Origin of the sequence: Shewanella sp. SM55, from assembly GCF_025654025.1 — a bacterium.
Classification (GTDB): Bacteria; Pseudomonadota; Gammaproteobacteria; order Enterobacterales; family Shewanellaceae; genus Shewanella; species Shewanella oncorhynchi.
Window position 1 is genome coordinate 132,685 of sequence record NZ_JAKKRS010000014.1, and the last position, 26,678, is coordinate 159,362.

General features: G+C 45.9%; 26 protein-coding genes, 1 tRNA gene and 2 rRNA genes. 17 read left to right on the forward strand and 12 right to left on the reverse strand.

The window, feature by feature from the left end; translation table 11 throughout:
- Nucleotides 1-139: 139 nt before the first annotated feature.
- Nucleotides 140-1,990 (forward strand): alkaline phosphatase D family protein, encoded by a 1,851-nt coding sequence (locus tag L5L91_RS16945; RefSeq protein ID WP_263237242.1) that lies wholly within the window; start codon nt 140-142, stop codon nt 1,988-1,990.
- 4 nt (nt 1,991-1,994) lie between these two features.
- On the opposite strand, the gene L5L91_RS16950 is transcribed toward L5L91_RS16945, so the two are convergent.
- The 4 genes from L5L91_RS16950 to L5L91_RS16965 all read right to left on the reverse strand — a co-directional run bounded on the left by L5L91_RS16950 (nt 1,995) and on the right by L5L91_RS16965 (nt 5,334).
- Entirely contained in the window at nt 1,995-2,387 is a 393-nt protein-coding gene (locus L5L91_RS16950; RefSeq protein ID WP_263237227.1) for a hypothetical protein, read from the reverse strand.
- Between the two features lie 147 nt (nt 2,388-2,534).
- Nucleotides 2,535-3,452, reverse strand: a complete 918-nt coding sequence (locus L5L91_RS16955; RefSeq protein ID WP_263237229.1) for a pseudouridine synthase — start codon at nt 3,450-3,452, stop codon at nt 2,535-2,537.
- 53 nt (nt 3,453-3,505) lie between these two features.
- Nucleotides 3,506-4,081: an LON peptidase substrate-binding domain-containing protein gene (locus tag L5L91_RS16960; RefSeq protein WP_105251225.1), complete on the reverse strand. Its 576-nt coding sequence runs from the start codon at nt 4,079-4,081 to the stop codon at nt 3,506-3,508.
- A gap of 197 nt (nt 4,082-4,278) precedes the next feature.
- Nucleotides 4,279-5,334 (reverse strand): alpha/beta hydrolase, encoded by a 1,056-nt coding sequence (locus tag L5L91_RS16965; protein ID WP_263237230.1) that lies wholly within the window; start codon nt 5,332-5,334, stop codon nt 4,279-4,281.
- Between the two features lie 347 nt (nt 5,335-5,681).
- Between L5L91_RS16965 and L5L91_RS16970 the strand changes: the two genes are divergently transcribed.
- The 4 genes from L5L91_RS16970 to L5L91_RS16985 all read left to right on the forward strand — a co-directional run bounded on the left by L5L91_RS16970 (nt 5,682) and on the right by L5L91_RS16985 (nt 10,613).
- Nucleotides 5,682-8,075, forward strand: a complete 2,394-nt coding sequence (locus L5L91_RS16970) for a TonB-dependent receptor plug domain-containing protein (protein WP_263237231.1) — start codon at nt 5,682-5,684, stop codon at nt 8,073-8,075.
- A 177-nt stretch (nt 8,076-8,252) separates the two neighbouring features.
- On the forward strand, nt 8,253-8,714 hold the full coding sequence (locus L5L91_RS16975; protein ID WP_105251222.1) for a YhcH/YjgK/YiaL family protein: 462 nt from the start codon (nt 8,253-8,255) through the stop codon (nt 8,712-8,714).
- Nucleotides 8,715-8,857: 143 nt separating this feature from the next.
- Entirely contained in the window at nt 8,858-9,778 is a 921-nt protein-coding gene (locus L5L91_RS16980) for a manganese-dependent inorganic pyrophosphatase (RefSeq protein WP_212600488.1), read from the forward strand.
- A gap of 220 nt (nt 9,779-9,998) precedes the next feature.
- Nucleotides 9,999-10,613, forward strand: a complete 615-nt coding sequence (locus L5L91_RS16985) for a DedA family protein (RefSeq protein WP_263237232.1) — start codon at nt 9,999-10,001, stop codon at nt 10,611-10,613.
- Nucleotides 10,614-10,625: 12 nt separating this feature from the next.
- On the opposite strand, the gene L5L91_RS16990 is transcribed toward L5L91_RS16985, so the two are convergent.
- The 5 genes from L5L91_RS16990 to L5L91_RS17010 form a co-directional block, all read right to left on the reverse strand.
- Nucleotides 10,626-10,850 (reverse strand): DUF6500 family protein, encoded by a 225-nt coding sequence (locus L5L91_RS16990; protein WP_263237233.1) that lies wholly within the window; start codon nt 10,848-10,850, stop codon nt 10,626-10,628.
- Between the two features lie 96 nt (nt 10,851-10,946).
- Complete coding sequence (locus L5L91_RS16995; RefSeq protein ID WP_263237234.1) at nt 10,947-12,395, reverse strand: lipase family protein; 1,449 nt, start codon at nt 12,393-12,395, stop codon at nt 10,947-10,949.
- Nucleotides 12,396-12,536: 141 nt separating this feature from the next.
- Nucleotides 12,537-13,577 (reverse strand): MJ1255/VC2487 family glycosyltransferase, encoded by a 1,041-nt coding sequence (locus tag L5L91_RS17000; protein ID WP_105251217.1) that lies wholly within the window; start codon nt 13,575-13,577, stop codon nt 12,537-12,539.
- 70 nt (nt 13,578-13,647) lie between these two features.
- Complete coding sequence (locus L5L91_RS17005) at nt 13,648-14,160, reverse strand: phosphatase PAP2 family protein (protein ID WP_105251216.1); 513 nt, start codon at nt 14,158-14,160, stop codon at nt 13,648-13,650.
- A 414-nt stretch (nt 14,161-14,574) separates the two neighbouring features.
- On the reverse strand, nt 14,575-14,823 hold the full coding sequence (locus tag L5L91_RS17010) for a YgjV family protein (RefSeq protein ID WP_113940145.1): 249 nt from the start codon (nt 14,821-14,823) through the stop codon (nt 14,575-14,577).
- A 324-nt stretch (nt 14,824-15,147) separates the two neighbouring features.
- On the opposite strand from L5L91_RS17010, the gene rraA reads away from it, so the two are divergent.
- From rraA to hemB, 12 genes are all read left to right on the forward strand, one after another.
- On the forward strand, nt 15,148-15,633 hold the full coding sequence (gene rraA / locus L5L91_RS17015) for a ribonuclease E activity regulator RraA (protein ID WP_263164270.1): 486 nt from the start codon (nt 15,148-15,150) through the stop codon (nt 15,631-15,633).
- Between the two features lie 129 nt (nt 15,634-15,762).
- Nucleotides 15,763-16,827: a formimidoylglutamase gene (locus tag L5L91_RS17020; protein ID WP_263164268.1), complete on the forward strand. Its 1,065-nt coding sequence runs from the start codon at nt 15,763-15,765 to the stop codon at nt 16,825-16,827.
- 245 nt (nt 16,828-17,072) lie between these two features.
- Nucleotides 17,073-17,828: a bifunctional demethylmenaquinone methyltransferase/2-methoxy-6-polyprenyl-1,4-benzoquinol methylase UbiE gene (ubiE, locus tag L5L91_RS17025; RefSeq protein WP_006083326.1), complete on the forward strand. Its 756-nt coding sequence runs from the start codon at nt 17,073-17,075 to the stop codon at nt 17,826-17,828.
- Entirely contained in the window at nt 17,828-18,448 is a 621-nt protein-coding gene (locus tag L5L91_RS17030) for an SCP2 domain-containing protein (protein WP_168825772.1), read from the forward strand. Before ubiE ends, L5L91_RS17030 begins: the two co-directional genes overlap by 1 nt.
- On the forward strand, nt 18,445-20,094 hold the full coding sequence (ubiB, locus tag L5L91_RS17035) for a ubiquinone biosynthesis regulatory protein kinase UbiB (protein WP_131523492.1): 1,650 nt from the start codon (nt 18,445-18,447) through the stop codon (nt 20,092-20,094). The genes L5L91_RS17030 and ubiB overlap by 4 nt, the downstream gene beginning before the upstream one ends.
- Nucleotides 20,095-20,153: 59 nt before the next feature.
- Nucleotides 20,154-20,393 (forward strand): Sec-independent protein translocase subunit TatA, encoded by a 240-nt coding sequence (gene tatA / locus L5L91_RS17040; protein ID WP_006083329.1) that lies wholly within the window; start codon nt 20,154-20,156, stop codon nt 20,391-20,393.
- 6 nt (nt 20,394-20,399) lie between these two features.
- Entirely contained in the window at nt 20,400-20,888 is a 489-nt protein-coding gene (gene tatB, locus L5L91_RS17045) for a Sec-independent protein translocase protein TatB (RefSeq protein ID WP_168825776.1), read from the forward strand.
- Nucleotides 20,889-20,891: 3 nt separating this feature from the next.
- Nucleotides 20,892-21,644: a twin-arginine translocase subunit TatC gene (tatC, locus tag L5L91_RS17050; protein WP_113940134.1), complete on the forward strand. Its 753-nt coding sequence runs from the start codon at nt 20,892-20,894 to the stop codon at nt 21,642-21,644.
- 45 nt (nt 21,645-21,689) lie between these two features.
- Complete coding sequence (locus tag L5L91_RS17055; RefSeq protein WP_263164264.1) at nt 21,690-22,211, forward strand: hypothetical protein; 522 nt, start codon at nt 21,690-21,692, stop codon at nt 22,209-22,211.
- Nucleotides 22,211-23,014 carry a TatD family hydrolase gene (locus L5L91_RS17060; RefSeq protein ID WP_263164263.1) on the forward strand — a complete coding sequence of 268 codons (804 nt, stop codon included), beginning with the start codon at nt 22,211-22,213 and terminating at the stop codon, nt 23,012-23,014. Before L5L91_RS17055 ends, L5L91_RS17060 begins: the two co-directional genes overlap by 1 nt.
- Nucleotides 23,007-24,893, forward strand: a complete 1,887-nt coding sequence (locus tag L5L91_RS17065; RefSeq protein ID WP_173247338.1) for a diguanylate cyclase — start codon at nt 23,007-23,009, stop codon at nt 24,891-24,893. The genes L5L91_RS17060 and L5L91_RS17065 overlap by 8 nt, the downstream gene beginning before the upstream one ends.
- 9 nt (nt 24,894-24,902) lie before the next feature.
- Complete coding sequence (gene hemB, locus L5L91_RS17070) at nt 24,903-25,910, forward strand: porphobilinogen synthase (protein ID WP_105251204.1); 1,008 nt, start codon at nt 24,903-24,905, stop codon at nt 25,908-25,910.
- Between the two features lie 253 nt (nt 25,911-26,163).
- On the opposite strand, the gene rrf (L5L91_RS17075) is transcribed toward hemB, so the two are convergent.
- From rrf (L5L91_RS17075) to rrf (L5L91_RS17085), 3 genes are all read right to left on the reverse strand, one after another.
- Nucleotides 26,164-26,279: ribosomal RNA gene (rrf, locus tag L5L91_RS17075) — 5S ribosomal RNA — on the reverse strand.
- 37 nt (nt 26,280-26,316) lie between these two features.
- Nucleotides 26,317-26,392 (reverse strand) — tRNA-Thr (locus L5L91_RS17080).
- 38 nt (nt 26,393-26,430) lie between these two features.
- A 5S ribosomal RNA gene (rrf, locus tag L5L91_RS17085) occupies nt 26,431-26,546 on the reverse strand.
- Nucleotides 26,547-26,678: the final 132 nt, after the last annotated feature.

Here is a 26,678-nt window from a genome sequence, read left to right on the forward strand (position 1 = left end):
ATTCTAAAAGCTTTTCATATTCAACGCACTTGTTTACTCTTCTAAACCAAACTTACTTAGGGTTAACTCATGCAAGATTAACCCAAATACCCATAGGCAGAATTTGAGTACGACACTTCCTCTGATATTAGCTGGCCCCATGCTGCGCCACTGCGATGCCTCACACTTTACCCTGTGGTTTGTAAGTCGTGAGCCATTAACTGAACTTAAGCTGCGTCTTGGTGAGCAAGAGTACCTATTGCAGGATGCCGATTTACACTATGCGCCACTTGGGCAACATGCCCATCAATATCTAATAATACTGTCGCGCCCAGAGTTGCTCGCGCCCAATATCGTCACACCTTACCAAGTGTCTGCCGCTCAGCATGGTGATATTTTTGCCACGATAAGCCAGCTAAACTACGGCGATGCGTCAACGCCAAGTGTACGTTTTACCCCTGAATTAACCCAAGTATTCCACGGTTCCTGCCGCAATCCGCATCACCACAGTGACGATGCACTGGTCGCCGCCGATACCCATTTAGCCAAGATAATCAACAGGGGTGCGGAGGATGATCGCCCTGCACTTATCATAATGAGTGGTGATCAGGTCTATATTGATGATGTTGCGGGACCTATGTTAAGTGCCATAGGGCAAGTCATCGATTTGCTTGGTCTTAAACATGAGCAATTTGAAGGCGCGAGCATCACCACTAGCGAAGACATTCATTATCAGCCCGCATATTTGTATCAACGGCATAAAAACCTGTTGCCTCATACCCAATATCCGGCCAAAACCGCGCTGTGGCGTTGGTATCGCAATCACCCCATTTTTACCTCCTCCATCGCCGTAAATCATTTGGTCAGCCTAAATGAAATCATCGCCCTGTATTTACTCACTTGGTCACCTGAGCTGTGGGAATTAGTGAATATCTCGAAGGATGTTGACGGCTTATCACCCACCAATACCGCCCGCTGGCAAAATGAGTGGCAACACTTGCTTGGCTTTAAAGCTGGGCTAGGGCAAGTCAGGCGCTTTATGGCGCACATTCCCGTTTATATGATGTTTGATGACCACGACGTCACCGATGATTGGAACCTGACGGCTAAATGGGAACAAGCGGCCTACGAACACGCATTTTCGAAACGCATTATTGGTAATGCCTTAATCGGCTACACCTTATTCCAAGGACTTGGCAACGCGCCTGATAAATTTGCCGCCGATATCCGCCCGCTGCTCGATGCGTTTTTTACGCGACAAGAAAGCGAAAGTCAGGATCTGCTCATCGACGAATTACTTAAATTTGAGCAGTGGCATTACACCTTAGAGTCCTCGCCCAAACTGGTCGTACTCGATACCCGTACCCGCCGCTGGCGCAGTGAATCTAATCTTGCAAAACCTTCCGGCTTGATGGATTGGGAGGCGTTAATGGATTTGCAGCAAGAGTTACTCGGCCAGTCGAAGGTCATTATCGTCTCTCCTGCACCCATGTTTGGGGTCAAGTTGATTGAAGCTGTTCAGCGTACAGCCACTCTGATCGGCGGTTCCCTGTTAGTCGACGCCGAAAACTGGATGGCCCACCCGGGCGCCGCCAATGCACTGCTAAGTATTTTTATGCACCGTAAAACCCCAGAGGAGTTTGTGATCCTCTCCGGCGATGTGCATTACTCCTTTAGTTACGACATCAGTATTCGTTTTAGACGCAGTAGTCCTAACATCTACCAAATCACCTGCAGCGGTATTAAAAATCACTTCCCTGAGAAGCTGTTACCGATTTTCGATAAACTCAATGGCTGGTTTTATGGCCACTTTTCACCACTTAACTTACTGACAAAACGTAAACGTATGTTGCTGCGCGGCAGGCGACCAAATGGTGAGCCGAGTAAACGTCTAGTGAATAAAAGCGGAATAGGTATGTTGGAATTAGCAGATGATGGTGCACCAACAAAAATTGCGGTTTTACATGGCGATATGAGCGAAACTCTGTTCGAACCACCCAAACAGGAATAACAGATTAAACGGGTTTATTATGTTTAACCGTTTCAGGCTGAGTGGCACCAGAGCCAGAATCCATCAAAGGCGTATTTTTGGATAACGCCTCATCGGTTTTAGCCGGTTTTGGCTGAGCCTGATTGAAAATCAGTGCTTCTGGCTGCGACTTATTCGACGGTTTTTCATACGCCATTTGATCCCAAATGATCTTAGGGCTTTGATCCCGCAGGGCATCGACTTCTGCTGTCGATGTGCCAGACGAACTTGGTTTCTTCGGTTCAATCACCGCACTCGCCTTACGGATCTCGGCGGCAATGTCATTCAGATAAGGCTGCTTAGTCCAGTCACCAAAATACATGGCCCCCACTAATACTGCAGCGCAAAGCAAGATAGAGAAGATCGCAGATTTGGTCATAATGGACTTCCTTTAAACAATCGTAATATGGCTCCCTATGGCAGAGACTCAGATACTGCAGATTGTATTCATACCATCACAGGGCCAAGCACACAATTGCACCCGATTATTTCCTTTAAACAGACTGGAAATAATGCTTTCCGCTGACTAAAACTCAAAACCTTGACATTGCATGTCGTGGTGCATCCCGCTCACTGGGTCAATAAAACGTAACCGCTGTGCCATCAACTTAAGAGGCGTCGCAAAGTTATCCGGCCCTTTGGGTAATAAGCTTGGATAAAATCTGTCGTTTAACAATGGCATACCTAAGCTTTGCATATGCACACGAAGTTGGTGAGTTTTACCGGTAATCGGGCTCAAATGAAATAAACCGACATCGCCTTTTATGGCCACTAAACTGATTTCGGAATGGGTATTTGCCTCGCCTTCCACGATTTTCATGGTAAAACTCGGGTCGCTCGGCTGCATACGGTTTGTTACCGTCCAGTGCAATGGCAAAGTTAAGCAGCCCTGTTGATATTGTTCAATAATCTCAGGAGTCAACTTGGCAATCGCTTGATAGTCTTTACGAATCGCATCGTCGATAAATAGTTGATGATAGAGCGCACGGGTTTCAGGCGCGACCGTCATCAGGATCACTCCAGCGGTTTCACGATCAAGCCTATGAGCGGGCGCGATAGTATCAATGCCAGTACGCAATCTTAGTCTATGTACCAAACATTCGTTCACATAGTTGCCACTTGGCGTCACAGGCAAAAAGTGCGGCTTGTAGGCCAAAATGACATTGTCATCTTGGAATAGGATCTGTTCTTCGAAGGGAATTTTCGCTTCCACCGGCACTTCACGGTAGTAATACACCCGCGCCGCAGGGCGATATTCAGTGTCCAAGTCGATCAAACTGCCATCCCGCCAATGCACTTTTCCGTCGAGGATCCGCTGACGCCATACATCTTCACCTATACGGGCAAAATGTTGTGCGAGAAAGGCAAACACTGTGGGTTTATCTGTGACATTCACAGGAAGCACTATGTAAGAAGGTTGGGCGGCGCGGGCAGATGCAGTCATATCACAAAAAAAGCGGCTATAGAAAGCCGCTATTCTAGCCTTTTTGTGGTTTTTCAGTCCACATGGGACTTGATGAGTTGCAGCACGAAGTCCAAGGTTTTATGGCAATCTGGCTGATTCACTAACACTAATTTATCTTTGTTATACATAGGCAAAACCTCGAGCCAGCGTTGGCTCACCCAAGCGGCGTCTTCCAAATGCACTTGAGAATAGAGCTCAAACAGATCGGGATTCACCTCATAAAATTGCTCTAATGCGGCGCTTATCAACTCAAATTCACCTTTAATCGGCTCTTCTTGCCAGTTACGGCAAGGTAAAGTACGTGCCATCCACAGCTTATCTTTGGCCTGCGCCGCTGAGAGGATGCTGACGCGTTGACGCCCTTCGAGCACTATGCTGAGTGAATCATCTTCTAGCTGATTAAAATCGATAATGTCACATTGGGTGGCAGTGGGATAACAGGGCGGACTACCACTGGGTCTAATGGTGGCAAAGGCGAGCACATACTTTCCCTTGAATACATCGGCCACCATGCGCAGATGACCGGGGTCAACCACGCGAACCTCCACCCGTCCCTGTGGCAGTAACAAGGCATCGCGCATGAGTAACGCCATTTCTCGTGTTTGCATAGCAACCTCCTGCCCCAAATAGAAGGAAACGAACTCAATGCATTCGTATTTCCTATTATTGTAGAGTGTAGCAGGTGAAAGAATTTCCTTCCTAAAGCCGCTGAGCGCACAAAGAAATTTGCGACCCCGCTATTTTGAATCAGGGCATTTCGACCACGTCATGTCAAACCCAGTTTTCGAGACCAAATCACTTCAACCTAGAAGTGCTCTAGCCGATCCAGCACATTTCCCCTCGCAACAACCGAGGCAAACTCCTCTGCAAGACGTTCACTCAAAGCCACAGACGTACGCCAATATTGCATCCGCTGCGCAGTGTCCAGTTGCTTAAAATCTTCACGGTCGGGGATTTTGCCAAAGGGCAATGAAACGACAAATTCGGCCGATGGCGCCAACACTAGCGCATTGTGATAATTAGCGCGACCTTGGCGCCACTTCAAGGATTTATCGAACCATCCTGGGCTGATGATCGGATAAAAATGCGGATACAACGTCAGCCCCTTGGCACGGGATAAAGGCAAATCAAAATGATAGTCGGTAATGCCACCATCGTAATACTGCCCATCGGCAACGCCTTCAATTTGGGACACTGGGGCAAGCAACAAAGGAATCGACCCCGTTGCTAACATCACAGCATCGACATTAGCCTCAGTTAATTCGACCTGCTGACTGGGTAAATCGTTGAGTTGCAAAAAGGGAGATGCTGCAGCTTGTTGGCTAAAGACCACACGCTCAAAATGCCAACCTAAACTCCGACGGCTCACTAAGTTGGTCGCCGCCGTCATCGCCAGCCCCGCCGCAAGCGGAAGCTTTGCCGTTAAACGATTTAAATGTTTAGCACGGCACACGACGAAATGACTGTGAATATGAGCGTTATTAACGATCTCACTACCACCACTGACGCCTAAAATCCCCTGCACTACGCCTTTAACTTGTGCACTGACGTCCTGCGGGGTTGGCATGCTGTCGTAACGCTGACCAATATAAAAATCCTCTAAGCGGCCATAGGCTGCGAGGGGATCTTGCTGCGCCAAACACGCTAAACGCCACGCCCCTGAAGAAGCGCCGAGTGTATAAAGCGGTGTTTGTCTGTCTTTGAAAAACTCAGAAAACAGATACTTATCTAACCCAGCGATACCAAGCCATTTAGGTCCACCAGAGGCGGCAAGTAGCTGGGTAAAATGCTCAGATTTAAGACCTTGTTCTGCCAAGGTCTTAAATGCCGTTGCTCCCGCGAGAAATCGTAACGCTGACAAATCTGTGTTCCTTCAAATCAATGCCATTAAAGCAAAATAACGCATTAAACCACGATGGCGCACGTCAATAAACAATTCATATCATCGAGTTAACTCAGCCGCAATGTGCATGCGACAACCTGTATTGTGCCGTACGAAGCCTCAAAAGCACGCAGGTCGATAGTGAGGTTTTCATCAATATATTCAACTGCATTTTAAATATTATTTAGAACACTAGGCTCTGAGTTAGCACATTTACGTCTAAATGTAACAATTGTTACAATGATAACCTTCTCGGCATCAGATTGTTATTTTATCTGCACACCTAAGTTCGAATATTGGGTTACAAACATCATTGAGAGGTTTTTATGCGTCTAGCCGTTATCGCATTGGCAGTGTCATACACACTGGTTATTCCAGCAGTCCAAGCCGAAGAGCAACAAACCGGCTTCGAAAAAATCGAGATCATAGGCTCACGCATAGCACTACGCACGGCAACTGACAGTGTTGCCCCGGTCGATATCATTACTGCCGAACAACTCGAATCAACAGGTATGACAGAAACCGCTAAAGCGCTGCAATTTGCGGCGCCAAGCTATAGCTTCCCATTCTCCTCGGTGACTGACGGTTCAGATGCGGTGCGCCCCGCGAGCTTACGTGGCCTGTCGCCAGACCACACCTTAGTACTCGTAAATGGCAAGCGTCGCCATGGTTCTGCCCTAGTACATTTAAGTGGCACTATGGGAAAAGGCTCCTCTAACGTCGATTTAAATGCGATTCCAATGACAGCGATAAAACGTATTGAAATTCTCCGAGATGGAGCCTCGGCACAATACGGTTCAGATGCGATTGCTGGCGTGATTAACGTGGTACTCAAGGACAGCGATCAAGGGGGAAGCGTCTCGGCGCAAGCCGGACAAACCTACCAAGGTGACGGTGAGCAATGGCGTGTAGGCGTTAACCATGGGATCAGTTTAAGCAATGATGGCTTTGTGAATGTCGCCCTCGAAGCGCATCACAAAGACAGCACAAACCGCGCAGGATTGGACCCTCGTCAACAGTATGAAAAATTACCCGATGGCTCAGCCGATCCCCGCGAAGCCACATTTAACCGTAAGAGCCACCACGTTGGTGATGCCGAATATGATAATGTCGGTTTATTTATCAATGCGGCTCAGCCAATATCTACCGACGGAAAACTGTATGCCTTTGGTGGTATTAGCCAACGTGAAACTAAATCGGGTGCTTTTTACCGTTTAGCTCTCGATGCCCGTAACTTACCCGAAGTGTATCCCGACGGTTTTTTACCGCAAATTAACCCCAAAATTATCGATTCATCTCTTACCCTAGGCTATGAATTCAACCTGAGTGACTGGGATATTGATACCTCAGTGGGATATGGTAAAAATTCATTTAACTATAATATCGTCAATACCTTAAATGCTTCCTTAGGCCCAGAAACTCCTACCGAGTTCGACGCAGGAACGTTATCGACCCGTGAAGCCAATATCAATTTGGATATTTCCCGTTATTTTGCCTTTATAAACGATTCTGAAATTCTGTTTGCGACCGGTGTTTCATGGCGCCAAAACGGCTATGAAATTGAAGCCGGAGAAGAAGATTCGTATATCAATGGTGGCTATAATGGCAAAGCAGCGGGTAGCCAAGGTTTCACCGGTTTTACCCCTGAGTCTGAGGTTGATGAAACGCGCGATAACACAGGCATTTATGCCGAACTTGAAAACCAATTAACCAACGAGTTTTACTGGGCGGCAGCGCTACGCTACGAAAACTACTCTGACTTTGGCGGCAACACGAGCTGGAAACTCGCGGGTCGTTACGATTTTACCGACAACTTAGCCCTGCGTGGCACTATCAATACAGGCTTTAGAGCGCCGAGCGTACAACAGCTGTACTTCAGCAATATCTCGACGTTATTTAATCCCGATCCAGTGACGGGGCAACTGGTTCCTATTGAATCAGGTACTTTCAACACCTTATCACCAGTAACAAAGGCACTTGGGATTAACGAGCTAGAACCTGAAATATCTCAATCATTTAGTCTCGGTCTTGTTTATACCAATAACACTGGCCTCGCGGTAACGCTCGATACTTACCAAATAGAGATTGATGACCGCATCATTTTATCTGGCGCTCTAAGACCTGCTGATAGCCCCGCGGTTGCGACCGCACTAGCAGGTACCAATGCTGATTCAGCACGCTTCTTCGTCAATGCCGTCGATAGCCGAACTCGCGGAGTCGATCTTGTTGTTAGCCAAGACTTTGATATTGGCACTTGGGGCGATTTACGGGCGAACTTAGCCTATGCCTATAATAAAACAGAGATCCAAGACATCAATCTACCCTCTATTTTAGGCGGATTAGACAAGAAACTCTTTGATAGTATAGAAAGAACCCGCATGACGTCTGCTACGCCGCATAACACGGGTAGCATTGGGCTGACCCATGAACTCGGGGATTTTAAAACCAATATCCGCTTAAACTACTTTGGTGACTACAGTGAAGGTTATTCAACGGGTGATGTGAACTATAGCGATCAGTGGGTGATGGATCTGTCGGTAAGATACGCCGCCACTGATGCGCTAAGCTTTACCGCTGGGGTGCAAAACTTGTTTGATGTGTATCCAGAAAAACGACCAGATAACAATAACTTCAATGGAATTTTTGTATACCCATTAACCAATACCCCCTTTGGCTTTAATGGTGGCTACTACTTTTTAGAAGCCAAATACACTTACTAAACTCGTTTTAGCTAAGTTTAATAATACTTGATGTAGAAACAGGTCATTCAATGGCCTGTTTTTTATGCCGACATGTTTAGACCTGCTTCCAATCGACAAAGCTTATGTCCTAACTGTGGTGATCGGATTATAATCTTTACCATTCGCCCATTTCACTTCCACCATGTCGAGTAGCCGATGATCGTCGATACCTTAAAAAACCGCCATATTTATCAATCCTTAAGCCCTCGGCTTGCGACTGCATTAGAACATCTAGCGACGACCGACTTTAGTCAGCTACCCGTAGGCAATTATCCCCTCGATGGCGACAATATTTTTGTGATAGTGAATGACTATCAAACCAAGCATAAGTCGACAGAACCCTTTGAAGTTCATCAAAAATATATCGATGTGCAATATGTTTTCAGCGGTGAAGAAGAGTTTGGTTACTTGCCACTAGCGGAGCAAACACCCTCGAAACCCTATTTTGAAAAACACGATTACGCCGAGTTTGATTACGAGGCAAACCAAGCCAATGCCTCTTATATCAAACTCAAAGCAGGCATGTTTGCGTTATTTTTCCCCGGTGACATGCATATGCCCGGCACAGGCGATATCGCCACGGCGGTGCGTAAAGTCGTGATAAAAGTGAAGATCTAAACCTTAAGCCATCTTTGCCGAACCTGAGCGTTCGATTTTTAGAGAAATAGCAACTGAAGAGCGCAGTGATATGCGCTTTGGCTATTTCCGATTAAAGCCAAATATTGCTAAAATTGTCACAAATTTAAAGGAGAGTCCCTGAAATGCCCATTTACGTTGTCGGTCACAAGATCCCCGATTCAGATTCAATCTGCGGTGCTATCGCGTTAGCCTATTTAAAAAACCAAATCGGTGAAGAAGCCATTGCCGCACGTTTAGGTGAATTGTCACCCGAAACTGCTTTTATTTTGGAACGTTTCGGCTTCGAAGCACCGGAATACAAAACCAGCTACGCTGGCGAGCAAGTGTATATCGTTGACCATTCAGAACTGACTCAAGCACCGGATGATATCGCCCAAGCGACTATCGTCGGGATTGTTGATCACCACAAGTTAGGCGATCTCACCACAGATACACCGCTAGAATGCTGGATCCGCCCAGTAGGTTGCAGCAACACAGTGATCAAGATGATGTTCGACTTTTACCAAGTCGCTATCCCTAAAAATATCGCTGGCATCATGATGTGCGCCATTTTGAGCGATACCGTGATTTTCAAATCACCGACTTGCACCACTGCAGACATTCGCTGCGTTGAAGCATTAGCTGAGATCGCTGGCGTTGAAGATTTCAAAGAACTGGGCATGGAAATGTTCAAAGTGAAATCAGCCGTGCAAGGCACACCTGCACGTGACTTAGTAATGCGTGACTTTAAAGACTTCAACATGAACGGTAACTTGGTCGGTATCGGCCAGTTAGAAGTAATCGACCTGTCAGTATTTGACGATATCAAGGCCGAGCTAGAAGCCGATATCAAAGCACTGAAAGTGGAAGGTAACCGCCACAGCGTTTTATTGCTGCTGACTGACATCATGAAAGAAGGTTCAGAGTTGTTGATTGTGTCTGACGATGCGGAGCTGACCCAACGTGCCTACGGTAAAGATACCGTCGATGGCAAAGTGTGGTTAGACGGCGTATTAAGCCGTAAGAAACAAGTAGTACCACAGCTACAAGCAGCATTCGCCTAGGCATCATATCGTCGCCGAATCGCAACAGTAATAGCGTATTAAGGCCGAACTCAGTTCGGCCTTTTATATTTTTAAGACAAAATTGATATCCTCAGTGCCTTAGCCCTGCTAATCACTGCAAATGAAAACGGGCATGAAACTTTGCTCATAAATCTATCCAATCAGAGAAGTTGGCGAGTATGATGGCCCAATCATTCCATTGATTTGATCACTTTCATCTATGCCAGAAGCGCTACAACATATCATCACCGAACTCACGCCTTGGCTGCAGCAATATGGTTATGTTCTGCTATTTGTCGCGATTGCTGTCGAGGGTTTTGGCATTCCGGCACCAGGACAATCCTTATTAATTGTCGCCAGTTTATTAGCCGCTACAGAGCAAATGTCACTGCCATTGGTATTAATCGTCGCTGCTTGCGGAGCACTCTGCGGTAACTGTTTAGGATATTTTATCGGCTGGCGCTTTGGCGACGTATTACTCAAAAAAGGGTGGATAAAGCCGCCATTGGAAAATAAAATCCACAGCGTTATCGGTCAATATGGCATTGCCGCTTTAGTGCTGAGTCGTTTTGTTGAGGGATTAAAACAGTTTATGTTTATCGGCTGCGGTCTCGCTAAAATGCCACTAAAACAATTTGTGATTGGCAATGCTCTCGCCACCAGCATTTGGGTGACGCTCTTTGGATTAGGCCCAGTGTTAATCCGCGATGAAATCGCTCCCATGCTGGCGTTTTACCACCAGCATAAGTACCCCACATGGGCCATGGTCAGCCTGATACTCGCCGCACTAATCACTTTTACTTGGCGCAGGTGGCAAACCAAAAATCCGCAGTAACAGCTTTGGAGTCTATTCTTCCGATTCCTTTTGGATTATCTCTATCACCTTATGAGCCTTAACAAAATGATCTAATTGATGAGTGTGTATCCACCAAGTCGCCGCTTCCATAAGCAACTCTGGATCATCATTTTTGTTCGCAAAGAAGGCGTAAAATGAGAGGCCGACATTATCACCTTGAGTCTCAATTTTTTTATGACAAACTGCGATGATTTTTGCTCTTAACTCAGCTCTCATATTGACTCATAAAGTTTATTCACCAGCTTATTAAATATTTTCAATGACATACAACACTAGATATATCGTCTATTGCTTACTCCATACAGCTACCGATCACTTTATGCCTTCAGTCTCAACCTTAGGTTGAGGTTCTGCGCCGTCATTTGGCTTTGATTCAGGCGCTTTAATTGGCGCGGGTGGCGCCTCAGTCGCAGCAGGCTTATCTTGTTCCTGTGATACGTTTGGCTCCTGCAATGGTGCATTAACCTTAGGTGTCGGTGAACTCTGCTCTTCAGGTAAAGGCTCGACAATAATCACTGGCTCTTGTGGCACAGGCGTTTCACCTTCGGTAGATGTTGCAGCTTCTGACTCTGGCGCTAAGGTGCCAAGATCTTGGTTCGCAGGGCTTTCCACCGCATGTTTAGGTAATTGATTTCGATATAAATCAATCATACGCATCACCTCAGACAAGGCTTTACCATGCTCTGGAGTGAGAATGCCGTTGTGCCCAGAGACGATTTCGTCAGACACGGCCAGTACCCATACGGCTTGCATATTGGCATCGGGGCAGGTTTGCACAGTACGACGAGCCTGCAGGCGAGCACGAATTTTCCAGCCTGATTGAGGCAGCGTCATCATACAGCCAGGGATTTGATCGTGCGCCATCAAGGCCGAAGGCATCTTCATTGGCGTAGTGCAATTGCCACCAGAGCATTTGTCAATATCGTGAGTAATAGCCCAAGAGTTCCCTACAGCGCGCTCGCCGTCCTTGATGTAATTGAAGGCTTCTTTCACTGCAAAATCCCCCTTCGATTGCAACACCACCATACTCGGTTTTTGTCTATCTAAGCTCACCAACGTATCTAATGGCTGATACTCTTTAGCAGGTACGGCAGGATTTAACAGTAAGAATAAATTAGGATTATCCTGCTGATTATCAATGGCGGCTTTGATGCGATCTTTACTCGCATGCAAAACAACAGCACCGCCAAGACTATGGCCAATCACAGTGTACCGCAGCAGTTTATGCTGTGTTACTAAGCTATCAAGCTTATCCAGCAGCTGTGATAGACCTAACTGCCCGATACGTTTAGCAACCCGTTTACGCTGTAAAATAGTGGGAAAATCTAAGGGTTCAATCCAACTTTTTGCATCATCTGAGCCATCGATCCAAAAAGGATCATATTTATCGCCCCGCCAGCCAACATACAAACCCAACAAGTTACGCTGGGTATCGGACGCGGCCATTTGCTGATAAAACTGCTCAAAGGCAATAAAGTTTTCATCCTTAGGCTCGGCGCTATGATGCCAGCCATGAACAAAAATCAATAATTCAGGGATCTGTGCAGGCTCTGGATGTAAAATTCGCGTCTCTAAACCTTGCCATTGCCTTTCGTCGTGGGGCTGACCTTTATCATTAAACTCAATCACATGAAAATTTTGCTTAGCGATATCAGGGCCGGGTATGTGGTAAGCCTGATCTGGAATAAAAGGAAGTAGGATGCAAAGTAATAACAACATTAAAAACAGTAACTTGTACTGAGTAAACTTTTTCAGGCTCATTTATAACAACATAATTAACGGCCAGGCTAGGCCAAAATAGACGTGCTGAAAGGGACTAACAGCAAAATTGACGAAATTATACGCTAACGCCATTAACCCAGCTAGTGCCTAAGTTGCTTTTCATCTGAACAGCAATGCTGTTTAACGCCAAGTATCGGGAAGCGTGACTTGGCTCCATAACTCTTGGCACAGCGGCTGACTATTGTGCCAGTCGCCGCCGTTAATCCATTTAACCAGCGTATCCCCCACCTTTGGATATGCGATTGGATTAGGCGATGCCGTTTTAAGCCAGCGCTTAACTATGTTCACATCGAGACTCATCATACTATCTGCAGCCGCTAAAAGTTGTAACGCCGCCACATTCGATAACTGCTCAAACTGGCCAATCAGTGGTTTGACTAAGAGTTTTTTACCTAAGGTTAATGCTTCGCTGGCAAGCTCAAAGCCCGCATTGCCTATCACACCACCGCAGCTGGCAAGATGTTGCTTAAACCCCTCACGATTAAAACCGTGCCATTTAATGTGCTCAGCAACTTGGCCTTTAGGTTGTTGGCTGTGATATACCAAAAACTGATAATCACTAAAGTGAGACAGAAAATGAGCAATCATATCCGCATCTTCAAAAGGCAAATAAACTAAAATCTGATGCGTGTGTTCGAATGGGCTGGCATCCACTTCGACAAAAGGCGGCAAAATAGGGAAGCCAAAATGATGCCAATGACACCCCAGCGCCACATCCACTGGTGCAAAATAATTGAGCAGCATCTCATTAAACCAAGTGCTACCGAGTTTTGGCACCGGATGAGTTAACGCCGCCTGATGGCTAATACCAATGGATGGCACGCCTTGGCGCCGCGCAGCCCAAGCCGACACAGGTTCAAAGTCGTTGAGTACTAAATCATAGCAACTGAGATCTAAGGCTTTAATATCTTTAAATAACGACAAGGACAAATTTTGTCGGACAGTTTGTGGCACATTCACGCGCCCGGAGTGCGTCGCAAACGTCATTCCCGCTTGAACGCGATAATCACCAAAGCACTCCATATCGAAAAACTGATCAGGCTTGCGCCCCGAAAATAGAAAGTCAACTTCAATATCTTGTTTCATCAATGCTTTAGCCATGACGCGTGCACGACTTAAGTGGCCATTCCCTGTGCCTTGAACTCCGTAGAGTATTCGCATTACGTATCCTTAAACTGATGAGTGAAGGAGAATTCCCACTAATGAAATGATTAACAGGCGCATATTTGAATTAAATCACTGGATGAACCAGCAATACCGACCCAATCCCTAATGAGGCTCCCGCCAGAATATCTAAGGGATAATGCACGCCAAGTGCAATACGTGAGCCCCCTATGCTAAAAGCCCATAAATACGCCACAGGAGCCGCCGCTGGATAGATTTGCGCCACGCTAGTTGCCATCACAAAGGCCGCAGCTGTATGACCAGACGGTAAGCTGAAGCGATCCGATGGTTCAAAACCACTCTCAAATCCCACTAATGCATGGCATGGCCGTGTGCGACGAATACTATTTTTCAATAGTAAATACAGAGGTAACTCAACCAAAAAACTCGCTAACATCAAATTAAATAGAGCCTGTCCTTGAGCGTGCGTCAGCATCAAACCCACGGACAAATATAAATACACATGCCCATCGCCACTCGCTGATACCCGCTTTGCATGGGCATATAAACCATGGTGCTGGGTGAAGCTCACGATATGGCAAAACATTCGCTTATCTAAGTCTGCAACGTAACTCAACATAAAACAGGCTCCTTGCTGGCATACCAGCGAGTTTTACTGCGATGTTCATCTGTACATTCTCTCGACGACGCTTAGAGTGCTTAGTCTGAAACCAACCGACTCACCAAGGCTCTATTCACGATTGAATTCGTTATTGACTGCTCACGGCTAATTTACTGTTTGCTATTGGTTAAACCTAAATAACATTAGCTAAAGCACTATTAGATAGCTTGAGACTAAGAAAGACCTGTGACGGCTAAGTGACATCTGCTCGAAGGTTTTATGACAAGAAGCATGGCTGAGGTTTTGATCTAGAAGGATTCTAGGGACGTTATGCTGGGGCTAAGGGATTTATTTAGGAATAGCGATAGGACTGAGACAGGATATTGTGTTGCTCTAAACGTTAATCTCAAGAGCAACACAATCCAATAAAACTTAGGCTGCGGCGGGAGTATTTGCCTTAGCACGGTAAATTTTTGTCAAATGGTAAATATTAATACAAGCAACAAACGCATTCATGCCGGCCACAGGCCAAGCAGAAATAAACACCCCATAAACCACAAACAGAGTGCATCCTACAAAATTCAACCATCGCAACCAAATGATATTCTTCATCATTAGAGAGATCGCCACCATTATAGAGGCAAAATAACCAATAATTTCAATCGTATTTACAGCTTCCATAGGCACCTCTCGAAGGCCCTCTACCGTCCATAAGCGTAACGGGGGGTCCATGCCCCTAAAGCAAATTAAGTTAAGTAAGTTAATTTAAACTTGGGATATAATACCAAAGCGCGCAACAGAGTTGTAATAAAAAACCGTTATTTAATGACCGATATCAAGTTTTACCGAATAAATTCTATAGTGTGACGAAAATTTACTACAGATGTGTTAACAGCCAAGTGGCAACAATACCGTGATTGATAACACTTTTCTTTTCAATAATCCCTTTTATACTGGCGTAAACTCGCTAAACTGTACGCAACGCGGATCAATAGGAGTGTAAATATGGAATACAACACCTCAGAACTATGTGACATGTACTTAGATGTCGTAGATGTAGTCGAGCCCATGTTCAGTAACTACGGTGGTTGTAGCTCTTTTGGCGGTTCTATTAGCACCATCAAATGCTTTGAAGACAACGGCCTAATTACCGAAGTCCTACAAGAGGATGGCCAAGGTAAAGTCTTACTCATTGATGGCGGTGGCTCATTACGCCGTGCGCTGATCGATGGCGCTATCGCAGAACTTGCGGTCAGCAACAACTGGGAAGGCATTATCGTTTACGGTTCTGTGCGCGATGTGGATGCATTGGAAGAGTTAGACATTGGAATTCAGGCCCTTGCCTCTATTCCAGTGGGTGCTGATAGCAATTCAGTGGGCGAAGTGGAAATTCCAGTCAATTTTGGCGGTGTGACTTTCTTACCCGGCGATCACATTTATGCTGATAACACAGGTGTGATTTTATCACCTGAACCACTCGACATTGAGTAATCTCACTGTTCAGTCAAGAAAGCCAGCTAAGCTGGCTTTTTTATTCACTATTTTCAGCGTTTCCCCATTGAATCCTCGCCCTACTCTGGCCACAATAGCTCGACTCTGGCCGAATAAGAATATCAATCTATGCCTGAATTTATTCCTTTTACCCATACCGATATCGCCTCACTCGTCAGCACAAGAACGGGCGAAACTAAGCTAGGCCAATGCGTCCATCTGGCCAATCACGAACACACGTTAGAGACCATACTTGCCACTGCAAAAGCCCACGGTGCATGCTTTGCCATTATCGGCGTTGGCGAAGATATAGGCCCACGTGCCAATTTAGGCCGCGGCGGTGCAACCGATGCGTTCACAACCAGTATGCGCCAATGGCTCAATTTACAATCGAATCGTTTTCTTTCTGGCGCCGAATGCCTAGTGTTAGGCCAAGTGAACACCGCCGATCTGCAGCAACAAACTACGAGCAATACAACAGCTAACAGTGACGTCACCTTAGATGAATTACGCGATGCAGTGGAACAACTCGATGAGCGTGTGATCCGTATCGTCAGTGCGATTTTAAAAGCGGGTTTAGAACCCATACTCATCGGCGGCGGCCACAACAATGCCTATGGCTTGTTGATGGCAACCTACGGCCACTACCAACGCCAAGTCGCGGCGGTGAATCTCGATCCTCATTCGGATTTTCGCCTGCTCGAAGGTCGTCACAGCGGCAATGGTTTTAGCTATGCAGCCGATCGCGGCGCCTTAGGTTGCTACCATGTACTGGGTTTACACGAGTTAAAAAACAGCGAAGCAAACCTAAGCCAACTCAGCGAATTTGGGGGCACTTGGCATAGCTTGCAACAAATTTGGGTTCGCCGTGAAATCAGCCTTAGCCAAGCTTTACTTGAAATCGCCGCCAAACTAAATGACACAGGTTTACCCGTAGGATTAGAACTTGACGTCGATGCTATCGCTAAAATGCCCAGTAGCGCTTCAACCGTTGCTGGTGTGCCATTGCTCGATGCGGCGCATTATGTCAGTTATATCGCTCGCCACTGTACATGTGCTTATTTGCATTTAGCCGAGGCTGCGCCAAGTTGCCACGAAGCTGGGATTGAAGCCGGATTCAGGGATGTTGGCCAAAGCATAAGCGAGCTTATCTACGCTTATGTGGAGGCTCGCATGCAATTTTTGGCACAATGAATATCACCAGTTGCACCCAACTGGGCGCTAAGCTATTCACCAAATCCTGATATTGTGGTCTAATGCCAGTCCATTTTACGTGGTCGCTAAGCACTTAATCCTACGACTGTTCAGGAGTGCCTCAAGCTAAGGCACTGCAGTTAGTTTACTAGCTCGATCACAGAGTGATAGATCAAAGATTCAGCAAATGCAGGCGATGGCTTACACTCGCAACTAATACATTGCAAAACAATAGGAACACATTGATGTCTGAGGGCGAATCTAAAAGTACCCACTTTGGTTACAAAACCGTAGAGGCCGATAAAAAGGCTGAACTCGTTGCCGGCGTGTTTCATTCTGTTGCCGCTAAGTACGACATAATGAACGATGTGATGTCCTTCGGCATCCACCGTTTTTGGAAACGTTACACCATTGAAGTCTCTGGCGCCCGCCCTGGCATGAAAGTGCTCGATTTGGCTGGCGGTACAGGTGACTTAACCGCAAAATTCTCTCACTTAGTGGGCGATAAAGGTGAAGTGGTTTTAGCTGACATTAACGATTCCATGTTAAAAGTCGGGCGCACTAAATTGCGCGACAAGGGCATAGTCAATAATGTCAGTTATGTGCAAGCCAACGCCGAAGCACTGCCGTTTCCCGATAACCACTTCGACATCATTACCATCGCCTTTGGTCTGCGTAACGTGACCGATAAAGATGCGGCGCTGCGTTCAATGAATCGCGTGCTTAAGCCCGGTGGCAAGTTATTAGTGCTAGAGTTCTCTAAGCCTCAGCATGAAATCATGCGTAAAGTGTATGATTTATATAGCTTCAAAGTCTTACCTAAGATGGGTGAGCTCATCACTAAAGATGCCGACAGCTACGAGTATCTGGCTGAATCGATCCGCATGCACCCAGATCAAGACACATTAAAACAAATGATGGTTGATGCAGGCTTTGAACAAGTCGACTACACCAACATGACCGACGGCATTGTCGCATTGCACCGTGGTTATAAATTCTAATGATGCCGCAAGAAGTTGTGCTGCTTGCCTGCGCCGCAATTGAAACGGGTCTGAAAAAACTTCAGGCCCAAGCGGGCGACGATTATTCGCGCCAGCGCCAGTTGCATGGCAAAGTGTTTCGTATCCAATTATCGCAGCTCAGCTGGCCATTCTATTTAGTGTTTGCCAAAGAGATCCAAGTACTGAGCCGCTATGAAGGCGATGTCGATGTCAGTCTACATGCCGATGCGACGACGCTTTATCGCGTGTCCGAAGGCGCAAACCTGACTGAACTAATCAAGCAAGATAAACTCAAGCTTGAGGGCGATCTCAATTTATTACAAAGCTTTAGCCAATATCTACGCGGTATCGAATTTGACTTTGCCGAGCCAATATCCCGTTATTTAGGTGATGGTCCCACTCACAAACTCATCTGTTCTAGCCATCAGGCAAAAGACTTTGCACTCGAAGTGTTGCGTAAAACCCGCTCCCACTTAGGGCAACTCGCAGTTGAAGAGTATCGCCTCGCACCGCACCCAATTGAGTTAATGCACTTTCGCGATCAAATGGATGATTTAGTTGCCGACACTCGCGCGATTGAACAACGGATTGCCCAATTAAGAGACCAAATTAAGCCATGACCTTTGCCAGTATCCGCCGCGGTTACCACGTCATCAAGACCTTACTTCAGTACGGGTTAGATGACGTATTGCCGCCAAAGATGACACCTTGGTACTTTAAGCTCGCCCGTAACAGCCTATTCTGGATCCGCAATAAGCATAAAAATAAGCCCGGTGGCGAACGCTTAAAACTGGCGATGCAGGAACTCGGCCCCGTTTATATCAAGCTTGGGCAAATGCTCTCAACCCGCCGCGATTTACTCAGCGATGAATGGGCCAGTGAATTGGCCATGCTACAGGACAAAGTACCGCCCTTTGATGGTGCACTTGCCCGCCAAGCGATTGAAGCTGAGCTAAAAGCGCCGATTGAATCGCTATTCGATGACTTTAATGAAACGCCACTGGCCTCAGCCTCTATTTCTCAGGTGCATACCGCGACCTTAAAATCTAACGGCAAAGACGTCGTACTTAAGGTGCTACGCCCGAATGTAGAAGCCAAGATTCAAGCCGATCTGCAGTTGATGTCGCAAACTGCCAAACTGATTGAATACCTCCTCGGTGAAGGTAACCGCCTGCGCCCTGCTGAAGTGATCGAAGATTATCGAGTCACTATTTTAGGCGAGTTAAACCTTAAGCTCGAAGCCTTAAACGCAGTCAAGCTACGCAACAACTTCCTCAACTCAGATGCGCTCTATGTGCCTTATGTGTATGAAGAGTTTTGCTATCCACGCCTGATGGTGATGGAACGTATTTACGGTATTTCTGTCTCGGATATTGCCGCCCTTAAAGCGCAAGGTACCAACTTTAAGTTATTGGCCGAGCGGGGTGTTGAACTATTTTTTACCCAAGTATTCCGCGATAACTTTTTCCACGCCGACATGCATCCGGGCAATATCTTTATTTCCCGCGATCATCCTGAGAACCCATACTACATTGGGCTCGACTGCGGCATCATGGGCACACTCAGCGAAGTCGATAAGCGCTATCTCGCCGAAAATTTCCTCGCCTTCTTTAATCGCGATTATCACAGAATTGCCCAGCTCTATATTGAGTCTGGCTGGGTATCGGAAAAAACCGATCTACAAGCTTTCGAACAGGCCATCAAAGTGGTGTGTGAACCTATGTTCAACAAGCCGCTCGACGAAATTTCCTTTGGTCATGTGTTACTGGAATTATTCCGCACTGCGCGCCACTTCGATATCGTAGTGCAACCGCAATTGGTATTGTTGGAAAAAACCTTACTCTACATCGAAGGCTTAGGCCGTCAGCTGTATCCACAGTTGGATTTATGGCAAACCGCCAAACCCTTTTTAGAGCAGTGGATGGCCGACCAAGTCGGTCCTAAAGCTATGTTTAAAAAGGTATCCACAAAACTGCCATATTGGGCTGATAAACTACCTGAATTCCCTGAACTAATTTACGATAATCTTAAGTTAGGCAGGAAATTGCTGAGTTCTCAGCAACAAATGCTAGATAAGTATTTGAAATATCAGCAGCAGGCACACAAGAGTAACTACTTGCTTATCACTTCTGCCGTTTTATTGATCTGTGGCACGTTATTGATTAATAGAGACGCTACACTATGGACCCCTTATGTTTGTCTAATTTCAGGCATGATATTGTGGTTTGTAGGATGGCGATCTAGGCCAAAGAATCGCAAATTTTAGCTAGCACTAATTAATCAGAGGTTCATAATAGAACCGATATCAATTAAGAGGATACCTTCATGGGTGGTATTAGTATTTGGCAACTGCTTATCGTTGCGTTAATCGTTGTCTTGTTGTTTGGAACTAAGAAATTACGCTCTTTGGGTGGTGATTTAGGTGGTGCGGTTAAAGGCTTCAAAAACGCCATGTCTTCAGAAGAAGACAAGAAGGCATTAGAAGACACCGAAGCGGCTAAAACAGCGCAAACAACTCAACAGGCGACTGAAAAGAAACCTGAGTCTAACAAAGAACAGGCGTAACTCTTTATGTTTGACGGTATCGGCTTTATGGAGCTGCTGCTGATCGGTGTTTTGGGGCTAGTGGTTCTTGGCCCCGAACGTCTACCGGTTGCGGTGCGTTCGGTAACGAGTTGGATCCGTGCGATGAAACGCATGGCGAACTCGGTAAAAGAAGAACTTGAGCAGGAGCTGAAGATCGAGCAGTTGCATGCCGATCTTAAAAAAGCCGAGAGCAAAGGTTTATCTAACCTCTCACCTGAACTCAAAGAGTCTATTGAGCAACTAAAGCAAGCGGCACAGTCAGTGAACCGCCCTTATCAAGTTCAGGATCCGTCAAAAGACACCCCTGAGCCTGAGAATCAAATTCACACTCCTGCTCAAGTGAATCCAGTTCAAGCTAGCCAAACTAATCCAACAGCCACTGTAGAGGCGAGTCAAACATCGGCTTCTCCCGCTACTTCAAGTGAGCCATCTCAGGGCGTGGATACCAGTTCTAACCCGAAAGCCAACGGATAATTCATGTCGCAACAGCAGCCACTTATCAGCCATTTGCTTGAACTTAGGTCCAAGCTGCTAAAATCCATTGCTAGTGTGTTATTAGTGTTCATTTGTAGTGTGTACTGGGCAAATGATATCTACCACTACATGGCAATACCTTTAATGCAATCTTTGCCTCTTGGTGGCAGCATGATTGCGACGGATGTCGCTGCACCATTTTTTGCACCTTTCAAACTAACCCTCGTTTTATCATTTTTTGTGGCAGTGCCCTACGTGTTATTTCAAATTTGGTCCTTTGTGGCACCGGGTTTATATAAACATGAAAAACGCTTAGTGATGCCACTGCTATTCAGCAGTACCTTATTGTTTTATCTCGGTATTGCATTTGCTTATTATCTTGTATTCCCTGTTGTTTTTGGTTTTTTTGCTAACAATGCGCCAGAGGGAGTTCAAGTTGCGACAGATATTACCAGTTACCTTAACTTCATTCTGAAGCTATTCTTTGCCTTCGGTCTATCCTTTGAAATCCCCATTGCCGTTGTTTTACTCTGCTGGTCAGGTGTCACTACACCTGAAGATCTCAAGCAAAAACGTCCTTATATCATAGTGGGCGCCTTTGTCGTCGGCATGCTATTAACCCCACCAGATGTGATTTCCCAGACTATGCTTGCTGTACCAATGCTGTTATTGTTCGAAGGCGGTTTATTAGCGGCTCGTTTCTACAGCAAACCAGATGACGAGTCAGACGAAGATACTGAACAAACAAACGACTAACGTCCTCGAAGGCGTTAGGGGAATAATATAATAAGGAACATTCTCATGCGCTTAACTCTTATCACGGCAGCGATCATGCTTGTATCTGTCCAAGCAAATGCCAGCATTGAACAACAGTTAACCCAATGTGCAACAACCGCCGATAAACTCGACCGCTTGATTTGCTATGACAAGCTAGCAGAAAGCGTAAAAGCTGACACCATTCGCACTCAAACGATACCGACTACAGTAGCAACAGTTGCAGTCCCTACGACTGCAGCAGCGATAGTGGCAACCGCCTCCCAAGCACCAGCGGCAAAAATTGCCGATGACTTTGGGATGGAAGCCAAGCGTGTTCAAGAAAATACTGTCGATAAGATTTATTTAGAGATTCAATCTATAGCTGAAGATGCCTACGGAGACATTAAAGTGACTTTCACTAACGGTCAGGTATGGAAACAAACTGATGGCCGTAAGTACAATGTTAAGCAAGGTGAAACTGTCTATATTGAAAAAGCCGCTTTAGGTTCTTTTTTAATGGGTACCGATGATCGCAATGCCAAGGTTCGGGTAAAACGCCTAAAATAATGCCCTCATACATAGATATCGCTGTCAATTTACTTGGCAGCGCACTCGAACAAGATACTGTATCGATAATACAAGCGGCGGCGGACCAAGGGGTTTCGCCGTTAATTGTTATTGGCAGCGATTTAACTGAAAGTGCGGCAGCCATTGCTGTATGCGAGCAATATCCTAATCAACTTTACTGCACTGCTGGTGTGCATCCCCACCATGCCAGTGGTTGGCATGATAGCTCAAACGCTCGACAAGCTGAACTCTGCCATGCACCGCAAGTGGTTGCCGTTGGCGAATGTGGTTTAGACTACAATCGTGATTTCTCCCCGAGACCTATCCAGCGCCAAGCTTTTATTGCGCAACTAGAATTGGCGATTGAACTTCAAATGCCCGTACTGATGCACGAGCGCGATGCCCACGAAGACTTTATCGCTATCCTGCGTGAATATCGACCTCAGCTTAATGGTGCGCTTTTACATTGTTTCACAGGCACTCACGCACAGATGGAAGCCTATATTGACCTCGATTTACACTTAGGCATAACAGGTTGGGTCTGCGATGAAAGACGCGGCCAAGAACTAGCGCAACTCGTTCCCTTTATTCCGCAGAATCGCATTTTAATCGAGACAGATAGCCCTTACCTACTCCCCCGTAGTATGCGGCCCAAGCCTAAATCGAGCAAAAACAAGCCCGAATACCTTCCTTATATCGCAAATTATATTGCAAACCTACGCGGAGAAGATGCGGATGAGTTTGCAAAACGTTGCTACCAAAATAGCTTAGCGTTTTTTAATTTGGATCGAGTCCATGCTTAACAAAAACATGCCACTCATACTCTTGCTGTGGCTATGGATATGCCCAACACAGGCCTTGGCAACCTTATTGAGCATTGACGAGTCAACCACGACGCCTTTAAACCTTACGCCTTGGTTAATGGTCAGCCACCCTACACCAGCAAAAGAACTGGCCGAAATACAAGCTTTGCCAAAAACTGATTGGCATAACTTTACCAATAAAGACATTCAAAAACTCAGCGGCCATGATTTTTGGCTCAGTTTCAGCTTAACCAGCCCTGACGAAACACTTTCGCGCATTTTAGCGCTAGATAACCCTTTGTTAGACAAGGTAACTATCTACCATTTAGTCAATAATAAACTCATGAATACTGTGCTGATGGGTGATATATTCCCCTATGAGGATCGACCATTCTTGAGTAATATTTTCCTATATCCTTTCAAGATCAACACAGATGACTCCCATACTTTCTATCTGCATATTCAAACGGAAGGTAGTGCTGCAGTACCATTAAACCTATGGTCTTCTAATGACTTAGCTCAAATTGCCGAATCTACCGCCGTTGAGCATGGATTCCAACTTGGTGTACTTGCCGCAATTGGCATTTTTAGCCTTTTTATCGCCATAGCATCGGGCTCATTCAGCTACAGCTATTACTCTGGCTATGTCCTTAGCATGACCTTACTCGTTGCCACGATTAACGGTTTTGCCTTCCGATTCCTCTGGCCAGACTGGCCGCTATTGCAGCAAGTTATGGTGCCGTTTTTACTGCCAATCGTTATGGCATTTGCGTTAATGTTTACTGAAAAAATATTACAGCTCAAATATTTAAACCGCCGTATGTTACTCACTTGTCGCTATAGTGCTGTGTATATCCTCTGTGTTGGACTCGCCACACCTTTTATACAATATGGAACGGCGCTCTATATCGAGATCATTTCCGTTGCAGTGCTCAGCCTAGTCCTGATGGTCTTTGCCATTACTCAGGCTATCAATGGCCATAAACTGGCACGTATGTACACTATTGGCTGGGTGAGTATGCTGACAGGCGCCTGCATCAGTAGCTTGCTTTATCTCAGCGTGATCGACTTAAATTTAAAACCGCAAACGCCTGTGATGCTTGGGCTGACTTTTGAAATTATCTTCATGTCTCTGGTGCTCGCCATCCGCTATAACGATGAGCGCAAAGCTAAACTACGTATCCAGCAAGAAGCCTTAAAGCAAGCACAGAAAATTCGTAGTGCGCGGGAAGAAGCCCTAAAAGCGGAAGCCGAGAGCAATGAGAAACTCGAACAAATGGTGCAAGAGCGTACTTTAGAACTGGAAATCACCCTCAGAGAATTGCATGAGGTGAATCAAAAGCTCACCGAACAAAGTACTATCGACAGTTTAACTGGGGTCAAAAACCGCAGTGCCTTTGATAAACGTTTAATCGCTGAAAGCCGGATCAGTCGCAGGCAAGAAACACCCATAGCACTGTTAATGCTTGATATTGATCGCTTCAAGCTGATCAACGACAGATTCGGTCATCTTGCAGGCGATCAAGCATTACGTACAATAGCTCAAACATTACAGCAGCATTTAAAACGGCCAACGGATCTAGTGTCACGTTTTGGGGGAGAGGAATTTGCTATCATCCTTCCTAATACAACTGCAGAAGGTGCGCTCCAAGTTGCTGAAACAATAAGAGACGCTGTTGCCTCTATTCATTTTGAATGGGAAGGTGAAGCGATACCTTTGACTATCAGTATCGGAGTCAGTGCCGATATAGTGACCCACGATCAACACAGTACTAAATTACTAGAACAAGCAGATAAAGCCCTCTACCAAGCAAAAAACGGTGGACGTAATCAAGTCAGCTTGTATTTGTCGGATCAAGCAAGACCAGTACCTAATTAGGAGTCAAATGTGAATATCATTACCAGTGCCTTCCCTCAGCGTAGAATGCGCCGCATGCGTAAACATGATTTTAGCCGTCGCCTCATGGCCGAAAATCATCTAACGGTCAATGACTTGATTTACCCAATGTTTATTCTAGAAGGCACTAATCGCAGTGAAAAAATAGCCTCTATGCCCGGTGTTGAACGCTACTCGATAGACTTGCTACTGAAAGAAGCTGAAGAACTGGTTGAGTTAGGTATCCCATTGATCGCACTTTTCCCTGTGACACCTGCAGAGAAAAAAACATTAATGGCAGAAGAAGCCTATAACGCAGATGCCCTAGTGCAACGTGCAGTGCGCGAGCTAAAAAAAGCCTTTCCACAGCTAGGCATCATGACTGACGTGGCACTAGATCCTTTCACCACTCACGGTCAAGACGGCATCATAGACGAAACGGGTTATATCCTTAACGATATCACCACCGAGATTTTAGTGAAGCAAGCACTGTCACACGCCGATGCTGGAGCTGACATCATTGCACCATCGGACATGATGGATGGCCGTATTGGCGCGATTCGCCAAGCATTAGAAGCGGCAGGGCACGTCAACACCCAAATCATGGCTTACTCGGCAAAATACTCTTCAAACTACTACGGTCCATTCCGTGATGCCGTAGGCTCAGCGGGTAACCTCAAAGGTGGCAATAAGCATAGCTATCAAATGGATCCAGCGAACAGTGACGAAGCTTTGCATGAAGTCGCACTCGATATCCAAGAAGGAGCCGATATGGTGATGGTTAAGCCAGGTATGCCGTATTTAGATATAGTGCATCGCGTTAAAACTGAACTTGCAGTGCCAACATTCGCCTATCAAGTCAGTGGTGAATACGCCATGCATATGGCAGCAATCCAGAATGGATGGTTAGCCGAAAAGGCCATCGTCATGGAATCCCTACTTTGCTTTAAACGTGCAGGCGCAGACGGTATTTTAACTTACTTCGCTAAACGTGCTGCCCAGTGGCTTAAAGAAGCTTAAGCAACCTAATGCGAAACTAATGCAAAAGCACCACCTCAAAGCAGCCTTCTGGCTGCTTTTTTTTATCGATGAATAGTGAAAAATCTGGAAGTAACGCTTGTGTATTGAGGGGAAGAAAAGACTCGCCAACAAAGCTAATAGCAATACTTACAGTCGGCAGCATTGCTATTAGTATAAATAATGTTCAGATTACAAAAGCAAAAAAGCCAGCTTATTCAGCTGGCTTGATTACATCTCAATGAGATAATTAGGCGCTTGGCGATGACCTACTCTCACATGGGGAGACCCCACACTACCATTGGCGCGTTTGCGTTTCACTTCTGAGTTCGGGATGGGATCAGGTGGTTCCACAAGGCTATTGTCACCAAGCAAATTCTTTATTCTAGGGTTAAACACTAGATTGTAATGGTGCTGATACCCAGAATCGAACTGGGGACCTCATCCTTACCAAGGATGCGCTCTACCGACTGAGCCATATCAGCAATTCTATACTAATCAATTAAGATTATTTAAATTAGGTGCTTGGCGATGACCTACTCTCACATGGGGAGACCCCACACTACCATCGGCGCGTTTGCGTTTCACTTCTGAGTTCGGGATGGGATCAGGTGGTTCCACAAGGCTATTGTCACCAAGCAAATTCTGTTTATTACCGTGTCCATCTCTGGACCACGTTAATAATAATTCGGAAAGCTGATTTGCTTTGTTTGAGTCCACACTTCATTAAGTGTTTATATTCTGTCTAAGTTCGCTTAGCAAAACCCATCT

Coding starts and splice junctions, on each gene's coding strand:
- L5L91_RS16945 (WP_263237242.1), top strand. CDS start 140: ATGCTGCGCCACTGCGATGCCTCACACTTTACCCTGTGGTTTGTAAGT.
- L5L91_RS16950 (WP_263237227.1), bottom strand. CDS start 2,387: ATGACCAAATCTGCGATCTTCTCTATCTTGCTTTGCGCTGCAGTATTA.
- L5L91_RS16955 (WP_263237229.1), bottom strand. CDS start 3,452: ATGACTGCATCTGCCCGCGCCGCCCAACCTTCTTACATAGTGCTTCCT.
- L5L91_RS16960 (WP_105251225.1), bottom strand. CDS start 4,081: ATGCAAACACGAGAAATGGCGTTACTCATGCGCGATGCCTTGTTACTG.
- L5L91_RS16970 (WP_263237231.1), top strand. CDS start 5,682: ATGCGTCTAGCCGTTATCGCATTGGCAGTGTCATACACACTGGTTATT.
- L5L91_RS16975 (WP_105251222.1), top strand. CDS start 8,253: ATGATCGTCGATACCTTAAAAAACCGCCATATTTATCAATCCTTAAGC.
- L5L91_RS16980 (WP_212600488.1), top strand. CDS start 8,858: ATGCCCATTTACGTTGTCGGTCACAAGATCCCCGATTCAGATTCAATC.
- L5L91_RS16985 (WP_263237232.1), top strand. CDS start 9,999: ATGCCAGAAGCGCTACAACATATCATCACCGAACTCACGCCTTGGCTG.
- L5L91_RS16990 (WP_263237233.1), bottom strand. CDS start 10,850: ATGAGAGCTGAGTTAAGAGCAAAAATCATCGCAGTTTGTCATAAAAAA.
- L5L91_RS16995 (WP_263237234.1), bottom strand. CDS start 12,395: ATGAGCCTGAAAAAGTTTACTCAGTACAAGTTACTGTTTTTAATGTTG.
- L5L91_RS17000 (WP_105251217.1), bottom strand. CDS start 13,577: ATGCGAATACTCTACGGAGTTCAAGGCACAGGGAATGGCCACTTAAGT.
- L5L91_RS17005 (WP_105251216.1), bottom strand. CDS start 14,160: ATGTTGAGTTACGTTGCAGACTTAGATAAGCGAATGTTTTGCCATATC.
- L5L91_RS17010 (WP_113940145.1), bottom strand. CDS start 14,823: ATGGAAGCTGTAAATACGATTGAAATTATTGGTTATTTTGCCTCTATA.
- rraA (WP_263164270.1), top strand. CDS start 15,148: ATGGAATACAACACCTCAGAACTATGTGACATGTACTTAGATGTCGTA.
- L5L91_RS17020 (WP_263164268.1), top strand. CDS start 15,763: ATGCCTGAATTTATTCCTTTTACCCATACCGATATCGCCTCACTCGTC.
- ubiE (WP_006083326.1), top strand. CDS start 17,073: ATGTCTGAGGGCGAATCTAAAAGTACCCACTTTGGTTACAAAACCGTA.
- L5L91_RS17030 (WP_168825772.1), top strand. CDS start 17,828: ATGATGCCGCAAGAAGTTGTGCTGCTTGCCTGCGCCGCAATTGAAACG.
- ubiB (WP_131523492.1), top strand. CDS start 18,445: ATGACCTTTGCCAGTATCCGCCGCGGTTACCACGTCATCAAGACCTTA.
- tatA (WP_006083329.1), top strand. CDS start 20,154: ATGGGTGGTATTAGTATTTGGCAACTGCTTATCGTTGCGTTAATCGTT.
- tatB (WP_168825776.1), top strand. CDS start 20,400: ATGTTTGACGGTATCGGCTTTATGGAGCTGCTGCTGATCGGTGTTTTG.
- tatC (WP_113940134.1), top strand. CDS start 20,892: ATGTCGCAACAGCAGCCACTTATCAGCCATTTGCTTGAACTTAGGTCC.
- L5L91_RS17055 (WP_263164264.1), top strand. CDS start 21,690: ATGCGCTTAACTCTTATCACGGCAGCGATCATGCTTGTATCTGTCCAA.
- L5L91_RS17060 (WP_263164263.1), top strand. CDS start 22,211: ATGCCCTCATACATAGATATCGCTGTCAATTTACTTGGCAGCGCACTC.
- L5L91_RS17065 (WP_173247338.1), top strand. CDS start 23,007: ATGCTTAACAAAAACATGCCACTCATACTCTTGCTGTGGCTATGGATA.